Origin of the sequence: Streptomyces tricolor (genome assembly GCF_002155905.1) — a bacterium.
Lineage (GTDB): Bacteria > Actinomycetota > Actinomycetes > Streptomycetales > Streptomycetaceae > Streptomyces > Streptomyces tricolor.
Map to the genome: position 1 here is coordinate 1 of NZ_MUMF01000402.1, position 17,860 is coordinate 17,860.

17 protein-coding genes are annotated in these 17,860 nt (G+C 72.3%); 4 read left to right on the forward strand and 13 right to left on the reverse strand.

The features are described from left to right. Window positions 1-488 (reverse strand): hypothetical protein (locus tag CCN44_RS26855; protein WP_086700284.1); only part of this gene is annotated, 488 nt, incomplete at its 3' end. An 89-nt stretch (window positions 489-577) separates the two neighbouring features. On the opposite strand from CCN44_RS26855, the gene CCN44_RS26860 reads away from it, so the two are divergent. After that, entirely contained in the window at window positions 578-952 is a 375-nt protein-coding gene (locus CCN44_RS26860; RefSeq protein WP_079080955.1) for a hypothetical protein, read from the forward strand. On the opposite strand, the gene CCN44_RS26865 is transcribed toward CCN44_RS26860, so the two are convergent. From CCN44_RS26865 to hrcA, 5 genes are all read right to left on the reverse strand, one after another. Next, window positions 894-1,286: a VOC family protein gene (locus CCN44_RS26865; RefSeq protein WP_059249489.1), complete on the reverse strand. Its 393-nt coding sequence runs from the start codon at window positions 1,284-1,286 to the stop codon at window positions 894-896. The genes CCN44_RS26860 and CCN44_RS26865 overlap by 59 nt on opposite strands. Window positions 1,287-1,303: 17 nt before the next feature. Next, complete coding sequence (locus CCN44_RS26870; RefSeq protein ID WP_059249490.1) at window positions 1,304-2,041, reverse strand: 16S rRNA (uracil(1498)-N(3))-methyltransferase; 738 nt, start codon at window positions 2,039-2,041, stop codon at window positions 1,304-1,306. Next, entirely contained in the window at window positions 2,038-3,126 is a 1,089-nt protein-coding gene (locus tag CCN44_RS26875) for a nitronate monooxygenase (RefSeq protein WP_059249491.1), read from the reverse strand. Before CCN44_RS26875 ends, CCN44_RS26870 begins: the two co-directional genes overlap by 4 nt. A gap of 100 nt (window positions 3,127-3,226) precedes the next feature. Further along, window positions 3,227-4,363: a molecular chaperone DnaJ gene (gene dnaJ / locus CCN44_RS26880; protein WP_059249492.1), complete on the reverse strand. Its 1,137-nt coding sequence runs from the start codon at window positions 4,361-4,363 to the stop codon at window positions 3,227-3,229. Beyond that, complete coding sequence (gene hrcA / locus CCN44_RS26885; protein WP_059249493.1) at window positions 4,364-5,380, reverse strand: heat-inducible transcriptional repressor HrcA; 1,017 nt, start codon at window positions 5,378-5,380, stop codon at window positions 4,364-4,366. It abuts the gene before it with no gap. Window positions 5,381-5,543: 163 nt separating this feature from the next. Between hrcA and CCN44_RS26890 the strand changes: the two genes are divergently transcribed. Beyond that, window positions 5,544-6,266, forward strand: a complete 723-nt coding sequence (locus tag CCN44_RS26890) for an MBL fold metallo-hydrolase (RefSeq protein WP_059249494.1) — start codon at window positions 5,544-5,546, stop codon at window positions 6,264-6,266. A gap of 68 nt (window positions 6,267-6,334) precedes the next feature. Continuing rightward, on the forward strand, window positions 6,335-7,207 hold the full coding sequence (locus CCN44_RS26895) for a DUF3097 domain-containing protein (RefSeq protein ID WP_272935015.1): 873 nt from the start codon (window positions 6,335-6,337) through the stop codon (window positions 7,205-7,207). Here CCN44_RS26895 and CCN44_RS26900 read toward each other — a convergent pair. The 5 genes from CCN44_RS26900 to lepA form a co-directional block, all read right to left on the reverse strand. Beyond that, complete coding sequence (locus CCN44_RS26900; RefSeq protein ID WP_059254979.1) at window positions 7,185-7,763, reverse strand: Uma2 family endonuclease; 579 nt, start codon at window positions 7,761-7,763, stop codon at window positions 7,185-7,187. The two genes, CCN44_RS26895 and CCN44_RS26900, sit on opposite strands and share 23 nt — an antisense overlap. A gap of 100 nt (window positions 7,764-7,863) precedes the next feature. Then, on the reverse strand, window positions 7,864-9,096 hold the full coding sequence (gene hemW / locus CCN44_RS26905; RefSeq protein WP_059254980.1) for a radical SAM family heme chaperone HemW: 1,233 nt from the start codon (window positions 9,094-9,096) through the stop codon (window positions 7,864-7,866). 27 nt (window positions 9,097-9,123) lie between these two features. Further along, window positions 9,124-10,953: a SpoIIE family protein phosphatase gene (locus tag CCN44_RS26910; RefSeq protein ID WP_272935014.1), complete on the reverse strand. Its 1,830-nt coding sequence runs from the start codon at window positions 10,951-10,953 to the stop codon at window positions 9,124-9,126. A gap of 170 nt (window positions 10,954-11,123) precedes the next feature. Next, complete coding sequence (locus CCN44_RS26915) at window positions 11,124-12,998, reverse strand: AMP-dependent synthetase/ligase (RefSeq protein ID WP_059249497.1); 1,875 nt, start codon at window positions 12,996-12,998, stop codon at window positions 11,124-11,126. A 260-nt stretch (window positions 12,999-13,258) separates the two neighbouring features. Further along, a complete protein-coding gene (lepA, locus tag CCN44_RS26920) occupies window positions 13,259-15,133 on the reverse strand; it encodes a translation elongation factor 4 (protein ID WP_086700278.1) in 1,875 nt (624 codons plus the stop codon). Window positions 15,134-15,358: 225 nt separating this feature from the next. Between lepA and rpsT the strand changes: the two genes are divergently transcribed. Beyond that, entirely contained in the window at window positions 15,359-15,625 is a 267-nt protein-coding gene (gene rpsT, locus CCN44_RS26930) for a 30S ribosomal protein S20 (RefSeq protein ID WP_004001350.1), read from the forward strand. A gap of 240 nt (window positions 15,626-15,865) precedes the next feature. On the opposite strand, the gene CCN44_RS26935 is transcribed toward rpsT, so the two are convergent. Beyond that, complete coding sequence (locus CCN44_RS26935) at window positions 15,866-16,261, reverse strand: nuclear transport factor 2 family protein (RefSeq protein ID WP_059249499.1); 396 nt, start codon at window positions 16,259-16,261, stop codon at window positions 15,866-15,868. Window positions 16,262-16,794: 533 nt separating this feature from the next. Further along, entirely contained in the window at window positions 16,795-17,754 is a 960-nt protein-coding gene (holA, locus tag CCN44_RS26940) for a DNA polymerase III subunit delta (RefSeq protein WP_086700281.1), read from the reverse strand. Window positions 17,755-17,860: the final 106 nt, after the last annotated feature.

A 17,860-nucleotide genomic window follows, 5' to 3' on the forward strand; every position in this document is an offset into this window, starting at 1 on the left:
CGGGTGACGGTGACGGTCACGGTCGGCCTCGGCTGCCCCCCGGTGGGCGGGCGGTACGTCGGTCCCGGCGTGCCGGAGCAGTCGCCGAGCCCGCTGACCCGGAAGACCTGCTTGCCGTCGACCTCGGCCGCCAGGTCCCCGCGCACGCAGGCCCCGTCGACGGCCTTGGTGACCACCCCGGCGACGGCGATCTTCCGCCCGTCGCCCGTCTCGCCCTGGCAGTCGACGGTGACGAGCGTGGTGTCGGACGGCGAGGGCCCGCTGCTCCCGCCCCGGTCCCCGCCGTGACTCCCGGTACAGGTCAGCCATCTGACGTCCACGTTCCGGCGCTCCAGCGCCGCGGTCGCGGTCCGATCGGTGGTGTACGCGACGGTCGCGGACCCGAGCCCGCCCGGCTGGCACGCCACGGCGGCCCCCGCGACCACCCCGACGAGTCCCGCCGCGGCCACCGCCCGCTGCCCGCGCCGTATCCGCTTCCCTAACCCCATGTCCGGCAGCGTGCCACCGGCCCGCATCCCGCGGAAGGCCGCATACGGCCACTCACCCGTTCGGGCGCACCGCCGTCTACTCTGGCCCGATGCGCAGCAAACGCGGGCTCCGGCGGCTCGTCCTGCCCGACGGGACCGAGTACCTCTGGAAGGTCCGGCACCGGCACACCGACGGCGGGCCCTGCACGGAGGTGCTCACGCTGCACCGGGCCGGGTTCCCGACGCACATCGTGTTCCCCGGCGTGGCCGTCGGCGGCTACGGCGCGCACTCCGGTCTGGTCTCCGACCGGCACGGGCACAGCGCGAACCTGCACGAACCCGGTGTCGTACGGGCCTTCGTGGACGAGCTGCGGCGGCGCGGGCCGGTGACCGGTGACGTGGACGGGTGGGCGCTGCTGCCCGCCGTCAGCCGCGCAGCAGCAGCCACTCCTGGAGTTCCACCAGGTTGCCCTCCGGGTCCTTGAGGTGGGCCACGCGCATGCGGTCGGTCATGGGGGCCGGGCCGTGCAGGAGGGTCGCGCCCCGGGAGGCGATCTCCGCGCAGTAGGCGTCGAGGTCGTCGACGCGCAGGACGACCAGGGACCGGTGGCCGGTGGCGGTGTCGCCCAGCTCGGCCAGGACCTCGGCCATCATCGCGCGGTCCTGGAGCGCGATCCCGGCGGACCCGGTGTGCGGGCTGAACTTCTCGTACGGGCCCCCCGTCGCGCCGGACTGCGGCTTGAGGCCGAGGACGTCGGCGTAGAAGCGGTAGCAGGCGGCGAAGTCGGTGACGAGGAGCCGGACTTGGGCGAGTTCCACGGTGTCTCCCTGACGGGTCAGGACCAGCGGCCGGTGCGGCCCAGCAGCAGGGCCGCGGCGGCGGTGCCGGCGGTGGAGGTGCGCAGGACGGTGGGGCCGAGGACGTAGGGCCGCGCGCCGGCCTCCGCGAAGAGCGCCAGCTCCTCCGGGGAGACGCCGCCTTCGGGGCCGACGACCAGCACGATCTCGCCCTCGGCGGGCAGGTCGGCGGTGGCGAGGCGGGCGTCGCCGCTCTCGTGGAGGACGGCGGCGAAGTCCGCGCCCGCGAGCAGCGCCGCCACCTGCTTGGTCGTCGCCGCGTCCGCGACCTCGGGGAAGCGGACCCGGCGGGACTGCTTGCCGGCCTCGCGGGCGGTGGCCCGCCACTTGCCGAGCGCCTTCAGCCCCCGCTCGCCCTTCCACTGGGTGATGCAGCGGGACGCCTGCCAGGGCACGATCGCGTCGACGCCGACCTCGGTCATGGTCTCGACGGCGAGTTCACCCCGGTCGCCCTTGGGCAGGGCCTGGACGACGGTGATGCGCGGGCCGGCCGGCGGCTCCTCGTGCACGGACAGCTCCGTGACGACCAGGCGGTCCTTGCCCTCGGCGGCCTTGACGACCCCCTCCGCCCAGCGTCCGCGCCCGTCGGTGAGGACCACGTCCTCGCCCGGCCGCAGCCGCTTCACGGACACGGCGTGCCGTCCCTCGGGCCCGTCGAGCACGAACTCCGGCCCGACCCGGTCGAGTCGGTCGACGACGAAGACGGGAGCGGTCATCGCGGGTCACCTCCGGCCCCGGGCAGGCCGGACAACGCTGTCCCGGCCGCGGCGAGTTCCTCCGCCAGTACCTCCACCAGCCGTCCGGCCGGCAGCTCCCGGGCCATCCGGTGGCCCTGCCCCGCCCACAGCGCCATGCCCTGCGCGTCCCCGGCCTTCGCGGCGGCCTTGCGCAGCGGCGAGGTGAGGTGGTGGACCTCCGGGTAGGCGGCGGGGGCGTACGGGCCGTGCTCGCGCAGGAAGCGGTTGACCAGTCCGCGGGCCGGGCGGCCGGAGAAGGCGCGGGTCAGCTCGGTGCGCGCGAACAGGGGGTTGGTCAGCGCCTGCTTGTGCAGGGCGTGCGCGCCGGACTCGGGGGTGGCGAGGAAGGCGGTGCCCAGCTGGGCCGCGCTCGCGCCCGCCGCGAGGGCGGCGGCGATCTGGCCGCCGCGCATGATGCCGCCGGCGGCGACGATCGGGATGCGTACGGCCTCCCGGATCTGCGCGATCAGCGACAGCAGTCCGATGCCGGCGCGGTCGTTCTCCGGGAGGTCCCGGTGGGTGCCCTGGTGGCCGCCGGCCTCCACGCCCTGCGCGATCACCGCGTCCGCCCCGGCCCGCTCGACCGCGCGGGCCTCCTCGGCGGTGGTGGCGGTGACCAGGGTGAGCGTCCCGGCCCGGCGGAACGTGTCGAGCACCTCCCGGCTCGGCACGCCGAAGTGGAAGGAGACCACCGGCACCGGGTTGTCGAGGAGGACGGCGAGCTTGGCGTCGTAGCCGTCGTCCCGGCCGCTGTCCGGGTCGCCCAGCTCGGCCTCGTACCAGGCGGCCTCGCCGGCCAGCTGGTGCGCGTACACCTCGACGGCGCCGGACTCGGAGTGCTCGGGCTGGGGCATGAACACGTTCACGCCGAAGGGGCGGTTCGTGAGCCCCCGCAGCTGCTTGATCTCCTGGTACATCCCGTCGGCGGTCTTGTATCCGGCGGCGAGGAACCCGAGGCCACCGGCCTCGGAGACGGCGGCGGCGAGCTGCGGGACGGAGACTCCGCCCGCCATGGGGGCCTGCACGATCGGGTGGGGGAAGAGATCGGTCAGCGCGGAGGACATGACCGCATGGTGTCACGTCCTCCGTACGACTCCGAATCGGGGCTTCCCCCTGCATAGGACGGTGGCAAGCGGGGCGCCGCAGCACCCCGCACGCCATGGCTCAGCGGCCGTTGAACGCGTCCTTGAGCCGGGAGAACAGCCCCTGCTGGCCCGGCTGGAACTGCCCCTGCGGCCGTTCCTCGCCGCGCAGCTTGGCCAGCTCGCGCAGCAGGCGCTCCTGCTCGGGGTCCAGCTTGGTCGGGGTGGTGACCTCGACGTGGACGATCAGGTCGCCCCGGCCGCCGCCGCGCAGATGCGTGACGCCCCGGCCGTGCAGCGGGATCGACTGGCCGGACTGGGTGCCGGGCCGGATGTCGACCTCCTCCATGCCGTCCAGCGTCTCCAGCGGCACCTTGGTGCCGAGGGCCGCCGCCGTCATCGGGATGGTGACCGTGCAGTGCAGGTCGTCGCCGCGCCGCTGGAACACCGGGTGCGGCAGCTCGTGGATCTCGACGTACAGGTCGCCGGCCGGACCGCCGCCGGGGCCGACCTCGCCCTCGCCGGCCAGCTGGATCCGGGTGCCGTTGTCGACACCGGCCGGGATCTTCACGGTCAGGGTCCGCCGGGAGCGGACACGGCCGTCACCGGCGCACTCCGGGCAGGGGGTCGGCACCACGGTGCCGAAGCCCTGGCACTGGGGGCAGGGCCGGGAGGTCATGACCTGGCCCAGGAAGGACCGGGTGACCTGCGAGACCTCACCCCGGCCGCGGCACATGTCACACGTCTGCGCGGACGTGCCGGGAGCCGCGCCCTCACCGTTGCAGGTGTTGCAGACGACGGCGGTGTCGACCTGGATGTCCTTGGTGGTCCCGAAGGCCGCCTCGTCCAGCTCGACCTCGATCCGGATCATCGCGTCCTGGCCGCGCCGGGTGCGCGAGCGCGGACCGCGCTGCGACGCCGTGCCGAAGAACGCGTCCATGATGTCGGAGAAGTTGCCGAAGCCGCCGGCGCCGAAGCCGCCCGCGCCCGCGCCGCCCGACTGGGAGAGCGGGTCGCCGCCGAGGTCGTAGACCTGCTTCTTCTGCGGGTCCGACAGCACCTCGTAAGCGGCGTTGATCTCCTTGAACCGCTCCTGGGTCTTCGGGTCCGGGTTGACGTCCGGGTGCAGCTCGCGCGCGAGCCGGCGGAACGCCTTCTTGATCTCATCCTGCGACGCGTCGCGGCGCACGCCGAGAACGGCGTAGTAGTCCGTGGCCACTTACGACTCCGCCAGGATCTGTCCGACGTACCGTGCCACTGCGCGTACCGCTCCCATCGTTCCCGGGTAGTCCATGCGGGTCGGTCCGACCACGCCGAGCTTGGCGACTGCCTCGCCGCCCGAACCGTAGCCGACCGACACGACGGAGGTGGAGTTGAGTCCTTCATGGGCGTTCTCGTGGCCGATGCGCACGGTCACGCCCGGGTCCTTCGCCTCGCCCAGGAGCTTGAGGAGCACGACCTGCTCCTCCAGGGCCTCCAGGACGGGCCGGATCGTGAGGGGGAAGTCGTGCACGAAGCGGGTGAGATTGGCGGTACCGCCGATCATCAGCCGCTCCTCGTTCTCCTCCACGAGTGTCTCCAGCAACGTGGAGAGCACCGTGGAGACCGTACCGCGGTCCTCCGGCTCGAAGGCCTCCGGCAGGTCCTCGACCAGCTTCGGCACATCCGTGAACCGGCGGCCCGCGACCCGGCTGTTGAGCCGCGCCCGCAGATCCGCCAACGAGGCCTCGCCGAACGGCGCCGGGCAGTCGACCATGCGCTGCTCGACCCGGCCGGTGTCCGTGATCAGCACGAGCATCACGCGCGCCGGGGCGAGCGAGAGCAGCTCCACGTGCCGGACCGTGGACCGGGTCAGCGACGGGTACTGCACGACGGCGACCTGCCGGGTCAGCTGCGCGAGCAGCCGCACCGTGCGCGCCACGACGTCGTCGAGGTCGACGGCGCCCTCCAGGAAGTTCTGGATGGCCCGGCGCTCGGGCGCGGTCATCGGCTTCACGCCCGCGAGCTTGTCCACGAACAGCCGGTAGCCCTTGTCGGTGGGGATCCGCCCCGCGCTGGTGTGCGGCTGGGCGATGTACCCCTCGTCCTCCAGGGCCGCCATATCGTTGCGCACGGTCGCCGGGGAGACCCCGAGGTTGTGCCGCTCGGTGAGCGCCTTGGAACCGACCGGCTCCTCGGTGCCCACGTAGTCCTGGACGATGGCGCGCAGTACCTGAAGCCTGCGTTCACTCAGCATTCGCGCGCACCTCCAGCACGTCGTCCCCTCGTCCCATCGGGTCGTCCGCCTGGCACTCTTCCCATGCGAGTGCCAGCATTCCCCGGCCCAGTGTACGGCCGCCGGGTACACACTGGGCAAGGTCGGGCCGCCGTACCGGGTCCTTACCGCTAGCGTCGCGGGTATGACCGTGACTTGGGAAGAGCTGGGGTGGGAGCGGCTGACCACCGGGGTGGGGCGATGCCGGCTGCCCGGCTGGGACTGCACGGCGGGGCTGGTCATCGGCGAGGGGACGGCACTCCTCGTGGACGCCGGTTCGAGCCTGGCGGAGGGCGCCCGGCTGCGGGCGCGGGCCGAGGAGCTGGCCGGCGGCCGTGTGACCCATCTCGCGCTCACCCATCCCCACTTCGACCACGTCTTCGGCGCCGCCGCGTTCGCCGGGGCGGAGCTGTACGGGGCGGTGGGCCTGGACGCGGCGCTGGCGCACGAGCGCGAGGAGCTGCGTCTGGACGCGATCAGGAACGGTCTGCCGGTGTCCGACGCGGACCAGGCGGTGGACGCCCTGGCCGCCCCGCGCCACCTGGTCTCCGGCGAGTGGACCCTCGACCTCGGCGCCGGCCGCCAGGCGCTGCTGGCCAACGTGGGGCCCGGGCACACCGCGTACGACCTGGCGGTGCTGGTGCCGGGCGAGCCGGAGGTGGTGTTCTGCGGCGACCTGGTGGAGGAGTCCGGCGAGCCCCAGGCGGGCCCGGACGCGGTCCCGTCCCGCTGGCCGGACGCGCTCGACCGGCTGCTCGCGCTCGGCGGCGAGGACGCGCTGTACGTGCCCGGTCACGGAGCGGTGGTCGACGCGGGGTTCGTACGACGTCAACGGGACGCGCTGGCCGCGCGGTTCGGCGTGATCTGAGCGGCCTTTCGGAGCGGATACCGGCGTGTCGTGCGTGCGGGTCGGCCGCTTCTCCTATCGTCATCCGAATGCGTCCACCCGTCTCCCGCCACCGCCCCTCCAGCGAGGGCCCTTCGGGCCCGCGCCCTCGTGTGTACTCCGCCGACCTGACCCCGCCGTGGAAGAAGCCGAAGCCCGTGCCCGAGGTGCCGGCCGAGCCGGGTCTGGTGGTGGAGGAGCCCGGTACCGGGTTCTGCGGGGCGGTGATCCGCTGCGAGGCGGGCACGGTGACCCTGGAGGACCGCTTCGGCAAGCACCGGGTGTTCCCGCTGGAGCCGCGCGGCTTCCTGCTGGAGGGCCGCGTGGTGACGCTGGTCCGGCCGTCCTCGTCGGCTCCGGCACGGCCCGCCCGTACGGCCTCCGGTTCCATCGCCGTCCCGCAGGCACGCGCGCGCGTGGCCCGCGCCGGCCGCATCTACGTGGAGGGCCGGCACGACGCCGAGCTGGTCGAGAAGGTGTGGGGCGACGACCTGCGCATCGAGGGCGTGGTGGTGGAGTACCTGGAGGGCGTGGACGACCTGCCGGCGATCGTCGCCGACTTCGCCCCCGGCCCCGACGCCCGCCTGGGCGTGCTCGTGGACCACCTGGTGCCGGGCTCGAAGGAATGGCGGATCGCCGAGTCGGTGACCAGCGAGCACGCGCTGGTGGTCGGCCACCCGTTCATCGACATCTGGCAGGCGGTGAAGCCCGCCTCCCTGGGCATCCCGGCGTGGCCGGCCGTGCCGAAGGGGCAGGACTGGAAGACGGGCGTGTGCCGGGCGCTGGGCTGGCCGGCGGAGAACACCGGCGCGGTGTGGCAGGCGATCCTGAAGCGGGTGGGGTCCTACAAGGATCTGGAGCCGGAGCTGCTGGGGCGGGTGGAGGAGCTGATCGACTTCGTCACGGGTAGCGGTGGGGCCTGACGCCCTGGTAGGTGCCGAATTCGGTGGTGTCGAGCTCGATCCCGAGGGATTCCAGCGGGAGAGAGGCGCCGAATTTCGTGATCCGCTGGGCCCGGTAGTCGGCCTCGTCCCCTTCACCGATGGGCTCCGTCAGCAGAACGCAGTGTGCCACGATCGGGTCGATGATCAGGTAGGCGGGAATCTCGCCTGCTGCGTAGATGGAGCGCTTGACGCCGTAGTCCCGGTCGACACTCGTCTTGGAGACCACCTCGACCACCATCGTGATCAACTGCGACGGCAGCAGACGACCCGACTCCGGGGCGACACCGCGCTGAATGACCACCAGGTCCGGAACGGGCTCGCTGGCCTCGTTGATGATGTCCACGTCCGTTGTCTGCAGCCGTTCCCAGCGCCTGCGCGGGATCTGGTCCTGCACCTCCTCCACAATCCGGTTGTGCACCAGATCTGGAGCGGCCATCATCACGATTTCTCCCCGGAGAAGCTCGACCTTCACGCCCTCCGGAGGCTCGAACTCCTCGAAGAACTTGGTCATCCCACGCTCGTCCACAGCGGTCATCTCCGTGGCCCTCCACATCCGCCGCGTCCTTTTGGCGGCAGCCCACGAACCAGGTTAGGGACCGAACCGGCGTTCCGGGGGGATTCACTCGCGGGAGTGATCAGTCCACCAGGTCCCGCACCACCGCGTCCGCCAGCAGCCGCCCCCGCAGGGTCAGCACGGCCCGCCCCTCCTCGTACGGCCCCTCCTGGAGGAGTCCGTCCGCCAGGGCCCGCCGGGACGCGGCGCGGCCCTCCTCCTTCAGCAGGGACAGCGGCACGCCCTCGCGCAGCCGCAGCTCCAGCAGGATCCGCTCCACCCGCCGGTCCTCGTCCGACAGCAGCTCGCGCCCGGCGCCCGGAGAGCGCCCCGACGCGAGGGCCGCCGCGTACGCCCCCGGGTGCTTCACGTTCCACCAGCGCACCCCGCCCACGTGGGAGTGCGCGCCCGGCCCGGCGCCCCACCAGTCGGCGCCCCGCCAGTACAGCTCGTTGTGCAGGCAGCGGCCCGCCTCGGAGGTGGCCCAGTTGGACACCTCGTACCACTCGAAGCCCGCCGCGCCCAGCATCTCCTCGGCGATCAGGTAGCGGTCGGCGTGCACGTCGTCGTCGGTCATCGGGATCTCGCCCCGGCGGATCCGGCGGGCCAGCTGGGTGCCCTCCTCCACGATGAGCGCGTAGGCGCTGACGTGGTCGGGCCCGGCACCGAGGGCGGCCTCCAGGGAGGCCCGCCAGTCGTCGTCGCTCTCCCCCGGCGTGCCGTAGATCAGGTCCAGGTTGACGTGCTCGAAGCCCGCCGCCCTCGCCTCCGCCACGCACGCCTCGGGGCGGCCGGGGGTGTGCGTGCGGTCGAGGATCCTCAGCACGTGCTGCCTGGCACTCTGCATGCCGAAGGAGATCCGGTTGAAGCCGCCCTCGCGGAGGGTGGCGAGGTACGCGGGGTCGACGGACTCCGGGTTCGCCTCCGTGGTGATCTCCGCGTCCGGCGCGAGACCGAACTCGTCGCGGATCGCCCCCAGCATCCGTACGAGGTCCTCGGCGGCCAGCAGCGTCGGCGTACCGCCGCCGACGAACACCGTGCGGACCTCGCGCGGGTCGTCGCCCAGCACCTTCCGCGCCAGCCGGACCTCGTCGGCCAGCGTGTCCGCGTAGTTGTCCCGGGAGGCGAGCACCCCGCCCGTGCCGCGCAGCTCGGTCGCGGTGTAGGTGTTGAAGTCGCAGTAGCCGCAGCGGGTCGCGCAGTACGGGACGTGCAGGTAGAAACCGAGCGGGCGGGCGGCGGCCCCGGCGAGCGCGTGCGCGGGCAGCGCGCCGTCGGCGGGGACGGGCTCGCCGTCGGGGAGTGCGGAAGGCATGCCTTCCATTGTCCAGCACCGCGGGCGTTACTCCGCCTGGAGGACCAGCAGCGCGAGGTCGTCCTCGGGCAGGCCGCCGCCGAAGTCGTGGACCAGGCGGCGGATCCTTTCCGCGATCAGCTCCGCGCTGAGCCCGGCGCAGCCGGACAGCGCGCGGGCGAGCCCGTCGCCGTCGTCGAACTGGCGGGTGCCGGAGCGCCGCTCGGTCACCCCGTCGGTGACGCACAGCAGGCTGTCGCCGGGCCGCAGCTCCAGGGTCTCGCTGGTGTACGTCTCGTCCTCCACGACCCCGAGGAGGGTCTGCGGGCGGGCGGCGGTGCGCACGGTGCCGTCGGGGCTGAGGACGAGCGGCAGCGGATGGCCGGCGGAGGCGAGGGTGCAGCGGACCCCGCCGTCGTACGGCGTCAGCTCGCCGTAGAGGAGGGAGAGGAAGCGGGTCTGCGGGCCGTCCCCGGCGGTCAGCGGCCGGGCGCCGGCGGCGACCAGGGCGCGGGCGGCGGCGTCGGCGGCCTCGGTGGCGTCGTCCAGCAGGAGCTGGTTGAGGCGGTCCAGGACGTCGGCGACCCGGTAGCCCTCGCGGGCCAGGAGGCGCAGCCAGGGGCGGGCGAGCCCGATCACCACGGCGGCCTCGGGGCCCTTGCCCTGGACGTCGCCGACGGCGAAGCACCAGCGGCCGTCGCCGGCCGGGAACAGGTCGTAGAAGTCGCCGCTCGGGCCGCCCTTGTCGCGGGGCTCGTAGACGAGCGCGCTGCGCACGCCGGGGATCTCGGCGACCGCGCCGGGCAGCAGGCCGCGCTGAAGGACGGCGCTGATGGTGGCCTGGCGGGCGTACTGGCGGGCCGCGCCGATGGCCAGCGCGACCCTGCGGCCGAGGTCCTCCACCAGCCCGGTGATCTCGTCGGGGAAGCACGCCGGTCCGCACCGGCCGATGACCAGCGTGCCGAGCGGCCGGCCGCCCGCGATCAGCCGGTACGACAGCGCCGTGCCGTCGGCGCCCTGCGGGCCGAGCGCGTGGCCGGGCCAGGGGTAGTGCTCGGGGCCGGAGCGCAGCCCGTCCGGCGGGCCCGGCGGTTCCTTCTCCAGGGCGCGCGTGAGTTCCTCGATGCGGGACTCGCTGGCGTGCCACACCCGGGAGGGGCCGTTGCCGGCGCCGCCGCGGACGGTCGCCTCGTCCTCCAGCCAGACCGCGCACCAGTCGGCGAGCCGGGGCACGACCAGCTGGCCGGTGAGCGCGGCGACCAGGTTCTCGTCCAGCTGCCCTGCCAGCAGGTCGGAGGCCTCGGCGAGGAAGGACAGGGCGCCCCGGCCGAGCCAGTCCCGGTCGCCGTCGGCGCGGTGCGGCTGCGGGGCCAGGTCCGCGGCGACCCCCAGGGCGGGCTCGGGAGCGGGTCCGTCCGGGGCGTCGGCGCCGCCCGGGGGCAGCCGCGCCCACACGGTCTTGGCGCCGGTGCGGTAGGTGACGCCCCAGGACTCGGCGAGCGTGGCGACGAGGCGCAGTCCGCGCCCGTACTCGGGGGTGTCGTACGGTCCCTCGCCGCCGGTGGCGTCGCGCGGGGCGCGGGACGGGTGCCGGTCGCGCACCTCGACCACGAACGCACCGGTCTCCTCCAGCCGCCATTCGACGTGCACGTCGGTGCCGGCGTGCACGACGGCGTTGGTGACCAGCTCGCTGACGACGGCCATGGCGTCGTCGGCGAGCCGGGCGCAGACGCCGGGCATCTCGGCGAGCGCGGCCCGCACCAGCGCGCGGGCCGCCCCGGGCGCGAGGGCACTCCCGGGCAGCGTGGCCCCGCCCCGCGTCTCCCCGGGGTGAACGCCACCGCCCTCCCGCTGCGTCGGTATGGCCGCCCTGTCCATGCGGTCAGGGTGACAGACCGGGGGCACCTATAAGCGCCGAGTCACGGAAGTGACCAGAAGACGGAACGTTTCGAGCGCGGGTGAGTATCAAAGGGGCGCGGGGAACCGCGCGAGAAACCACGGACGACCCGCGGACGCCCGACGGCCCCCGCCGCCCCTCCGAGACCGCGCTACGCCTCCTTCGTACCGGCGTACATCTCGTCGATGAGGTGCTTGTACTCCCGCTCGACCACGGGCCGCTTCAGCTTCAGGCTCGGCGTGATCTCACCGTGCTCCACGTCGAGGTCCCGCGGCAGCAGCCGGAACTTCTTGATCGTCTGCCAGCGCTGGAGCCCGGCGTTGAGCTGCCGCACGTACCCGTCGACCATCTCCACCGTCTGCGGCGCGGCGACGATCTCGGCGTACGGCTTGCCCTCCAGCCCGTTCTCCTTCGCCCACTCCTGGATCGCGAGTTCGTCCAGGGCGATGAGGGCGGTGCAGTAGTTCCGGTCGGCGCCGTGCACGAGGATGTTGGACACGTACGGGCACACCGCCTTGAACTGGCCCTCGACCTCGGCCGGCGCGACGTACTTGCCGCCGGAGGTCTTGATGAGGTCCTTCTTGCGGTCGGTGATGCGCAGATAGCCGTCGGGCGACAGCTCGCCGATGTCACCGGTGTGGAACCAGCCGTCGGACTCCAGCACCTCTGCGGTCTTGTCGGGCAGCTTGTGGTAGCCCTCCATGACGCCGGGGCCGCGCAGCAGGATCTCGCCGTCGTCGGCGATGCGCACCTCGGTGCCGGGCAGCGGCTTGCCGACCGTGCCGGTGCGGTAGGCCTCCCCCGGGTTGACGAAGGAGGCGGCGGAGGTCTCGGTCAGGCCGTAGCCCTCCAGGATGTGGATGCCGGCGCCCGAGAAGAAGTAGCCGATCTCCGGGGAGAGCGCGGAGGCGCCGGAGACACAGGCGCGCAGCCGGCCGCCGAAGGCCTCGCGCAGCTTGCTGTAGACGAGGGTGTCGGCGACCTTGTGCTTGGCCGCGAGCCCGAACGGCACGGAGGCGGTGCCGGTGCGGCGGAAGTTGTCCTGGCTGACCTTGGCGTACTCGCGGGCGACCTCGGCGGCCCACTGGAAGATCTTGTACTTGGCCCCGCCGCCCTCGCGGGCCTTGGCCGCGACGCCGTTGTAGACCTTCTCGAAGATCCGCGGCACGGCCGCCATGTACGTCGGCTGGACCACCGGGAGGTTCTCGATGATCTTGTCGACCCGGCCGTCGACGGCGGTGACGTGCCCCACCTCGATCTGGCCGGAGGTGAGCACCTTGCCGAAGACGTGCGCGAGCGGCAGCCACAGGTACTGCACGTCCTCGCCGCCGATCAGGCCGGTCGCGGCGATCGCCTTCGCCATGTAGGACCAGTTGTCGTGCGGCAGGCGCACGCCCTTGGGGCGGCCGGTGGTGCCGGAGGTGTAGATGAGGGTGGCGAGCTGGTCCTTGGTGATCGCGCCGACCCGCTCCTTGATCAGCTGGGGGTGCTGCTCCAGGTAGGCGGCGCCGCGCTCCTCCAGCTCGGCGAGGGTGATCACCCAGTCGTCGCTCTCGACGCCGGCCGGGTCGACGACCACGACCTTGATCAGGTCGGGCAGCTCGGCGCGCTTCTCCACGGCCTTGGCGAGCTGGGCCGCGTCCTCGGCGATCAGCACCCGGCTCTGGGAGTCGGCGAGGATGAACGCCGACTCGTCGGCGTTGGTCTGCGGGTAGACGGTCGTGGTGGCACCGCCGGCGCACATGATGCCGAGGTCGGCGAGGATCCACTCGACGCGGGTGGAGGAGGCGAGCGCCACCCGCTGCTCGGGCTCGACGCCCAGGTCGATGAGCCCGGCGGCGATCGCGTACACCCGCTCGGCCGCCTGGCCCCAGCTGAGCGACTTCCACTCGTCGGGGCCCTGGCCGGAGGCCGGGGGCACGGGGTGGCGGTAGGCCTCGGCGTCCGGTGTGGCCGCGACGCGTTCCAGGAAGAGGGCCGCGACGGACGGCGGACGGTTCTCGATCAGGGTCTGTGTGTCGCTCAAGACATCCTCCGGGGCCCGCGACGGCGCGGCTGACTCGGTGCGGCTGGGTTAACTCACGGTGGGGTTTCAGGCTGTTGTTTAACTCGCGAGTAACTATCGAGCAGGGATCAGGGTAAGGGGCGACCGCCCGCTGCGTAAGGGGCTTCGGCCTGTCACTTTCCCCTCAGAGTGCCACCGGGGAAGCGGAGGGGCCCGCCGCACTTTCGTACGACGAGCCCCCAGATGCCCGCTTTGCGGACGTCACCGGCTGTTACCTCCGGTTACTTCTTGCCCTTGGCCGATCCCCCGCTGTCATCGCTGGACAGGACGGCGATGAAGGCTTCCTGCGGAACCTCCACGGAACCCACCATCTTCATCCGCTTCTTGCCTTCCTTCTGCTTCTCCAGCAGCTTCCGCTTACGGGAGATGTCACCGCCGTAGCACTTGGCGAGGACGTCCTTGCGGATGGCGCGGATGGTCTCGCGGGCGATGACCCGGGAGCCGATGGCGGCCTGCACCGGCACCTCGAAGTTCTGCCGCGGGATCAGCTCCTTGAGCTTGGCGACGAGCCGCACGCCGTACGCGTACGCCTGGTCCTTGTGGGTGATCGCCGAGAAGGCGTCCACCTTGTCGCCGTGCAGCAGGATGTCGACCTTGACCAGGCTGGAGGACTGCTCGCCCGTGGGCTCGTAGTCCAGCGAGGCGTACCCGCGCGTCTTGGACTTCAGCTGGTCGAAGAAGTCGAAGACGATCTCCGCGAGCGGCAGCGTGTAGCGGATCTCGACGCGGTCCTCGGAGAGGTAGTCCATGCCGAGCAGCGTGCCGCGCCGGGTCTGGCACAGCTCCATGATCGCGCCGATGAACTCGGTGGGCGCGAGGATCGTCGCCCGCACGACCGGCTCGTACACCTCCGCGATCTTCCCCTCGGGGAACTCGCTCGGGTTGGTGACGGTGACCTCGCTGCCGTCCTCCAGGATCACGCGGTAGACCACGTTGGGGGCGGTGGCGATCAGGTCCAGGCCGAACTCGCGCTCCAGCCGCTCCCGGATCACGTCCAGGTGCAGCAGGCCGAGGAAGCCGACGCGGAAGCCGAAGCCGAGGGCGGCGGAGGTCTCCGGCTCGTAGACCAGCGCGGCGTCGTTGAGCTGCAGCTTGTCCAGGGCCTCGCGCAGCTCCGGGTAGTCGGAGCCGTCCAGCGGGTACAGGCCCGAGAAGACCATCGGCTTCGGGTCCTTGTACCCGCCGAGCGCCTCGGTGGCGCCCTTGTGCTGGCTGGTGACCGTGTCACCGACCTTCGACTGCCGGACGTCCTTCACGCCGGTGATGAGGTACCCCACCTCACCGACACCGAGGCCGTCCGCCGGCAGCATCTCGGGCGAGTTGACGCCGATCTCCAGCAGCTCGTGGGTCGCGCCGGTCGACATCATCTTGATGCGCTCGCGCTTGTTGAGCTGGCCGTCGATGACCCGGACGTACGTCACGACACCGCGGTAGGAGTCGTAGACCGAGTCGAAGATCATCGCGCGGGCGGGCGCGTCGGCGACCCCGACCGGCGCCGGGATCTCCTTGACGACCTTGTTCAGCAGCGCGTCCACGCCGAGACCGGTCTTCGCGGAGACCTTGAGCACGTCCTCCGGGTCACAGCCGACCAGGTTCGCCAGCTCCTCGGCGAACTTCTCCGGCTGGGCGGCCGGCAGGTCGATCTTGTTCAGCACCGGGATGATCGTGAGGTCGTTCTCCATCGCCAGGTAGAGGTTGGCGAGGGTCTGCGCCTCGATGCCCTGGGCGGCGTCGACGAGGAGGATGGTCCCCTCGCAGGCGGCGAGCGACCGCGAGACCTCGTAGGTGAAGTCGACGTGCCCCGGGGTGTCGATCATGTTGAGGATGTGGGTCGTGCCCTGGTCGGGGCCCTCGGTCGGGGCCCAGGGCAGACGCACCGCCTGGGACTTGATCGTGATGCCGCGCTCGCGCTCGATGTCCATCCGGTCGAGGTACTGAGCACGCATCTGCCGCTGCTCGACCACACCGGTCAGCTGGAGCATCCGGTCGGCGAGCGTGGACTTGCCGTGGTCGATGTGCGCGATGATGCAGAAATTGCGGATCAGAGCCGGGTCGGTACGGCTCGGCTCGGGCACATGGTTAGGGGTCGCGGGCACGCAGGGTCCTGTCTCTTGAGGCGCCTTATGCCTCGGGTCGGATCGTTACGTAGTCTCCATGGTCCCACGGGCCGGGACCCAGGGCCGTTTTGGGCCGTCCGGAGGGCCACTGGTACAGTAGATGGCTGTGCCTCATGCCCTCTCAGCGCGAGGCACGTCAGGAAATTTTGGATCACCGGTACGGGACCCGAGCGGCCCCGCACCAGAACCTGAAAAGGCTCCTTCGTGGCGAACATCAAGTCCCAGATCAAGCGGATCAAGACCAACGAGAAGGCTCGGCTGCGCAACAAGGCCGTCAAGTCCTCCCTGAAGACCGCGATCCGCAAGGCTCGCGAGGCCGCTGCCGCGGGTGACGTCGAGAAGGCCACCGAGCTGCAGCGCGCTGCCGCGCGTGCGCTCGACAAGGCCGTCTCGAAGGGCGTCATCCACAAGAACCAGGCCGCCAACAAGAAGTCGGCGCTTGCTTCCAAGGTCGCGTCCCTCAAGGGCTGAACCTTTCTGATCTGACCGCCGGAAGGACCCAGAGCGGGCCCTCTCTCATCCGCTCCCGTCCGGCACCCACGAGCCTGTTCGCGGCCTGCGTTCGCCACGCGGGAACGGGCTCACCAGCTTCATCCGAAGGCCCCGACGTACCGCTCTTCCCCAGAGCGTGCGGCGGGGCCTTCGGCATGCCCCCCGGATCCGCCGGGTCCGCCACGGGACCGGGACCGGGGCCGGCGTCCCGCTCGGACGTCACGACCAGAAGTCGTTCGCGGTGTCGAGGTCCTCGACGCACTCGTCGATGTCCGTGATCTTGTCCCCGACGAACCGGAAGACGAGTGCTCCCTTCTCGCTGAGATGTCTGCCGTCGCGGTCGGCCTGGAGGACGTGCACGGCGACCGCGTGCCCGCGGCCGTCGACCAGGACGTCGCGCAGCTCGACCCGGAGCGTCCCGCCGGTCTCCTCGAAGAGCCGCCCGTACATGTCGATGACGGCGTCCTGCCCCTTGTAGTCCCCCGACAGCGGATGACTCCCGGGCAGGTGATGCGTGCAGTCCCCGGTCATCAGCTCACGCAGGGCATCCATGTCACCCTCCGTGAAGGCCGCGTAGCCCCTGCGGACGAGCGCCGCGTGCGGGTGTTCTCCCATGGCCGTCACCCCTTCCCACGCCTGGCTGGCTGCGGGCCATCTGTGCTGCTCCCTACGATTCTCCTCGCCGTGTCCGCCCGGACCACTGGATCATCCGGGGCGTGCTCTTCCTCTTGCTGGCTGCCGTCCGCCGGTGCGTAGTGGCGGCCGACGGCCTTCGGTGCGTATGGGGCGGCCGACGGCCTTCGGTCCGTATGGGGCGGCCGACGGCCTTCGGTCCGTATGGGGCGGGCGACGGCCTCCGGTGCGTATGGGGCGCCCCGGCTTCGGTGCGCATGCGACCCACGCCGGCCTCGGGGGCTCATGCGGCGCGCGCCGGCCTCGGGTGTTCATACCGCGCACGCCGGCTCCGGGTGCTCATGCGCCCCACGCCAGCCTCCGGTGTTCATGCGGCGCACGCCGGCCTCGGGTGCTCATGCGACCCACCGGCCCTGGGGGCTCATGCGGCGCACGCCGGCCTCCGGTGCTCATGCCGCGCACGGGCCGGGCGAGGCGGCCGGTGCCGGCCTTGCCGGGCAGGCGCGCCCGTGCGCCTACCCGCGCCCTCTCGACCGCGCCGCCCGGGCGATCACCACGACCGCCTTCTCCAACGCGTACTCGGGGTCGTCCCCGCCCCCCTTCACGCCCGCGTCGGCCTCGGCGACCGCTCGCATCGCCACCGCGACCCCGTCGGGCGTCCATCCCCGCATCTGCTGCCGCACCCGGTCGATCTTCCACGGGGGCATACCAAGCTCCCGCGCCAGATCGGCCGGCCGGCCGCCCCGGGCCGAGGACAGCTTCCCGATCGCCCGCACACCCTGCGCCAGCGCGCTGGTGATCATCACCGGCGCCACGCCCGTCGCCAGCGACCATCTGAGCGCCTCCAGCGCCTCGGCCGTGCGGCCCTCCACGGCCCGGTCGGCGACCGTGAAGCTGGACGCCTCGGCCCGCCCCGTGTAGTACCGCCCGACGATCGCCTCGTCGATCGTCCCTTCCACGTCGGCGACCAACTGCGAGACCGCCGAGGCCAGCTCCCGCAGATCGCTCCCGATGGCGTCGCAGAGCGCCTGGCACGCCTCGGGCGTGGCCGACCGCCCGGACGAGCGGAACTCCCCCCGGACGAAGGCCAGCCGGTCCGCCGGCTTGGTCATCTTCGGGCAGGCCACCTCCCGCGCCCCCGCCTTGCGCGCGGCGTCCAGCAACCCCTTGCCCTTGGCACCGCCGGCGTGCAGCAGCACGAGCGTGATCTCCTCGGCGGGCGAACCGAGGTAGGCCTTCACGTCCTTGACCGTGTCGGCGGACAGGTCCTGCGCGTTGCGTACGACCACGACCTTGCGCTCGGCGAAGAGCGACGGGCTGGTCAGCTCGGCGAGTGTGCCGGGCTGCAGCTGGTCCGGGGTCAGGTCACGTACGTCCGTGTCGGCGTCGGCGGCCTTGGCNNGCAGGAGGTCCTCCTGGCCCACGGCGAGGGTCACCGGGGCGAGAGGGTCGTCATTCGCAGTCTTCCTGGCCATCGCTTAAAGCATCCCACGCGGCACTGACAACGAAGCGGCCCCGGCACCCTGACCGGTCCCGGAGCGGACCCCGAGCCGGACTCGGGGTCAGGGCAGGGGGTGGGGC

Excerpts from the sequence above, each read along its gene's own strand:
- hemW (WP_059254980.1), bottom strand. The coding sequence starts at position 9,096 with ATGCCTTCCGCACTCCCCGACGGCGAGCCCGTCCCCGCCGACGGCGCG.
- hrcA (WP_059249493.1), bottom strand. The coding sequence starts at position 5,380 with ATGCTGAGTGAACGCAGGCTTCAGGTACTGCGCGCCATCGTCCAGGAC.
- CCN44_RS26935 (WP_059249499.1), bottom strand. The coding sequence starts at position 16,261 with ATGGGAGAACACCCGCACGCGGCGCTCGTCCGCAGGGGCTACGCGGCC.
- CCN44_RS26895 (WP_272935015.1), top strand. The coding sequence starts at position 6,335 with ATGCGTCCACCCGTCTCCCGCCACCGCCCCTCCAGCGAGGGCCCTTCG.
- CCN44_RS26900 (WP_059254979.1), bottom strand. The coding sequence starts at position 7,763 with ATGACCGCTGTGGACGAGCGTGGGATGACCAAGTTCTTCGAGGAGTTC.
- CCN44_RS26910 (WP_272935014.1), bottom strand. The coding sequence starts at position 10,953 with ATGGACAGGGCGGCCATACCGACGCAGCGGGAGGGCGGTGGCGTTCAC.
- CCN44_RS26860 (WP_079080955.1), top strand. The coding sequence starts at position 578 with ATGCGCAGCAAACGCGGGCTCCGGCGGCTCGTCCTGCCCGACGGGACC.
- CCN44_RS26890 (WP_059249494.1), top strand. The coding sequence starts at position 5,544 with ATGACCGTGACTTGGGAAGAGCTGGGGTGGGAGCGGCTGACCACCGGG.
- CCN44_RS26875 (WP_059249491.1), bottom strand. The coding sequence starts at position 3,126 with ATGTCCTCCGCGCTGACCGATCTCTTCCCCCACCCGATCGTGCAGGCC.
- CCN44_RS26870 (WP_059249490.1), bottom strand. The coding sequence starts at position 2,041 with ATGACCGCTCCCGTCTTCGTCGTCGACCGACTCGACCGGGTCGGGCCG.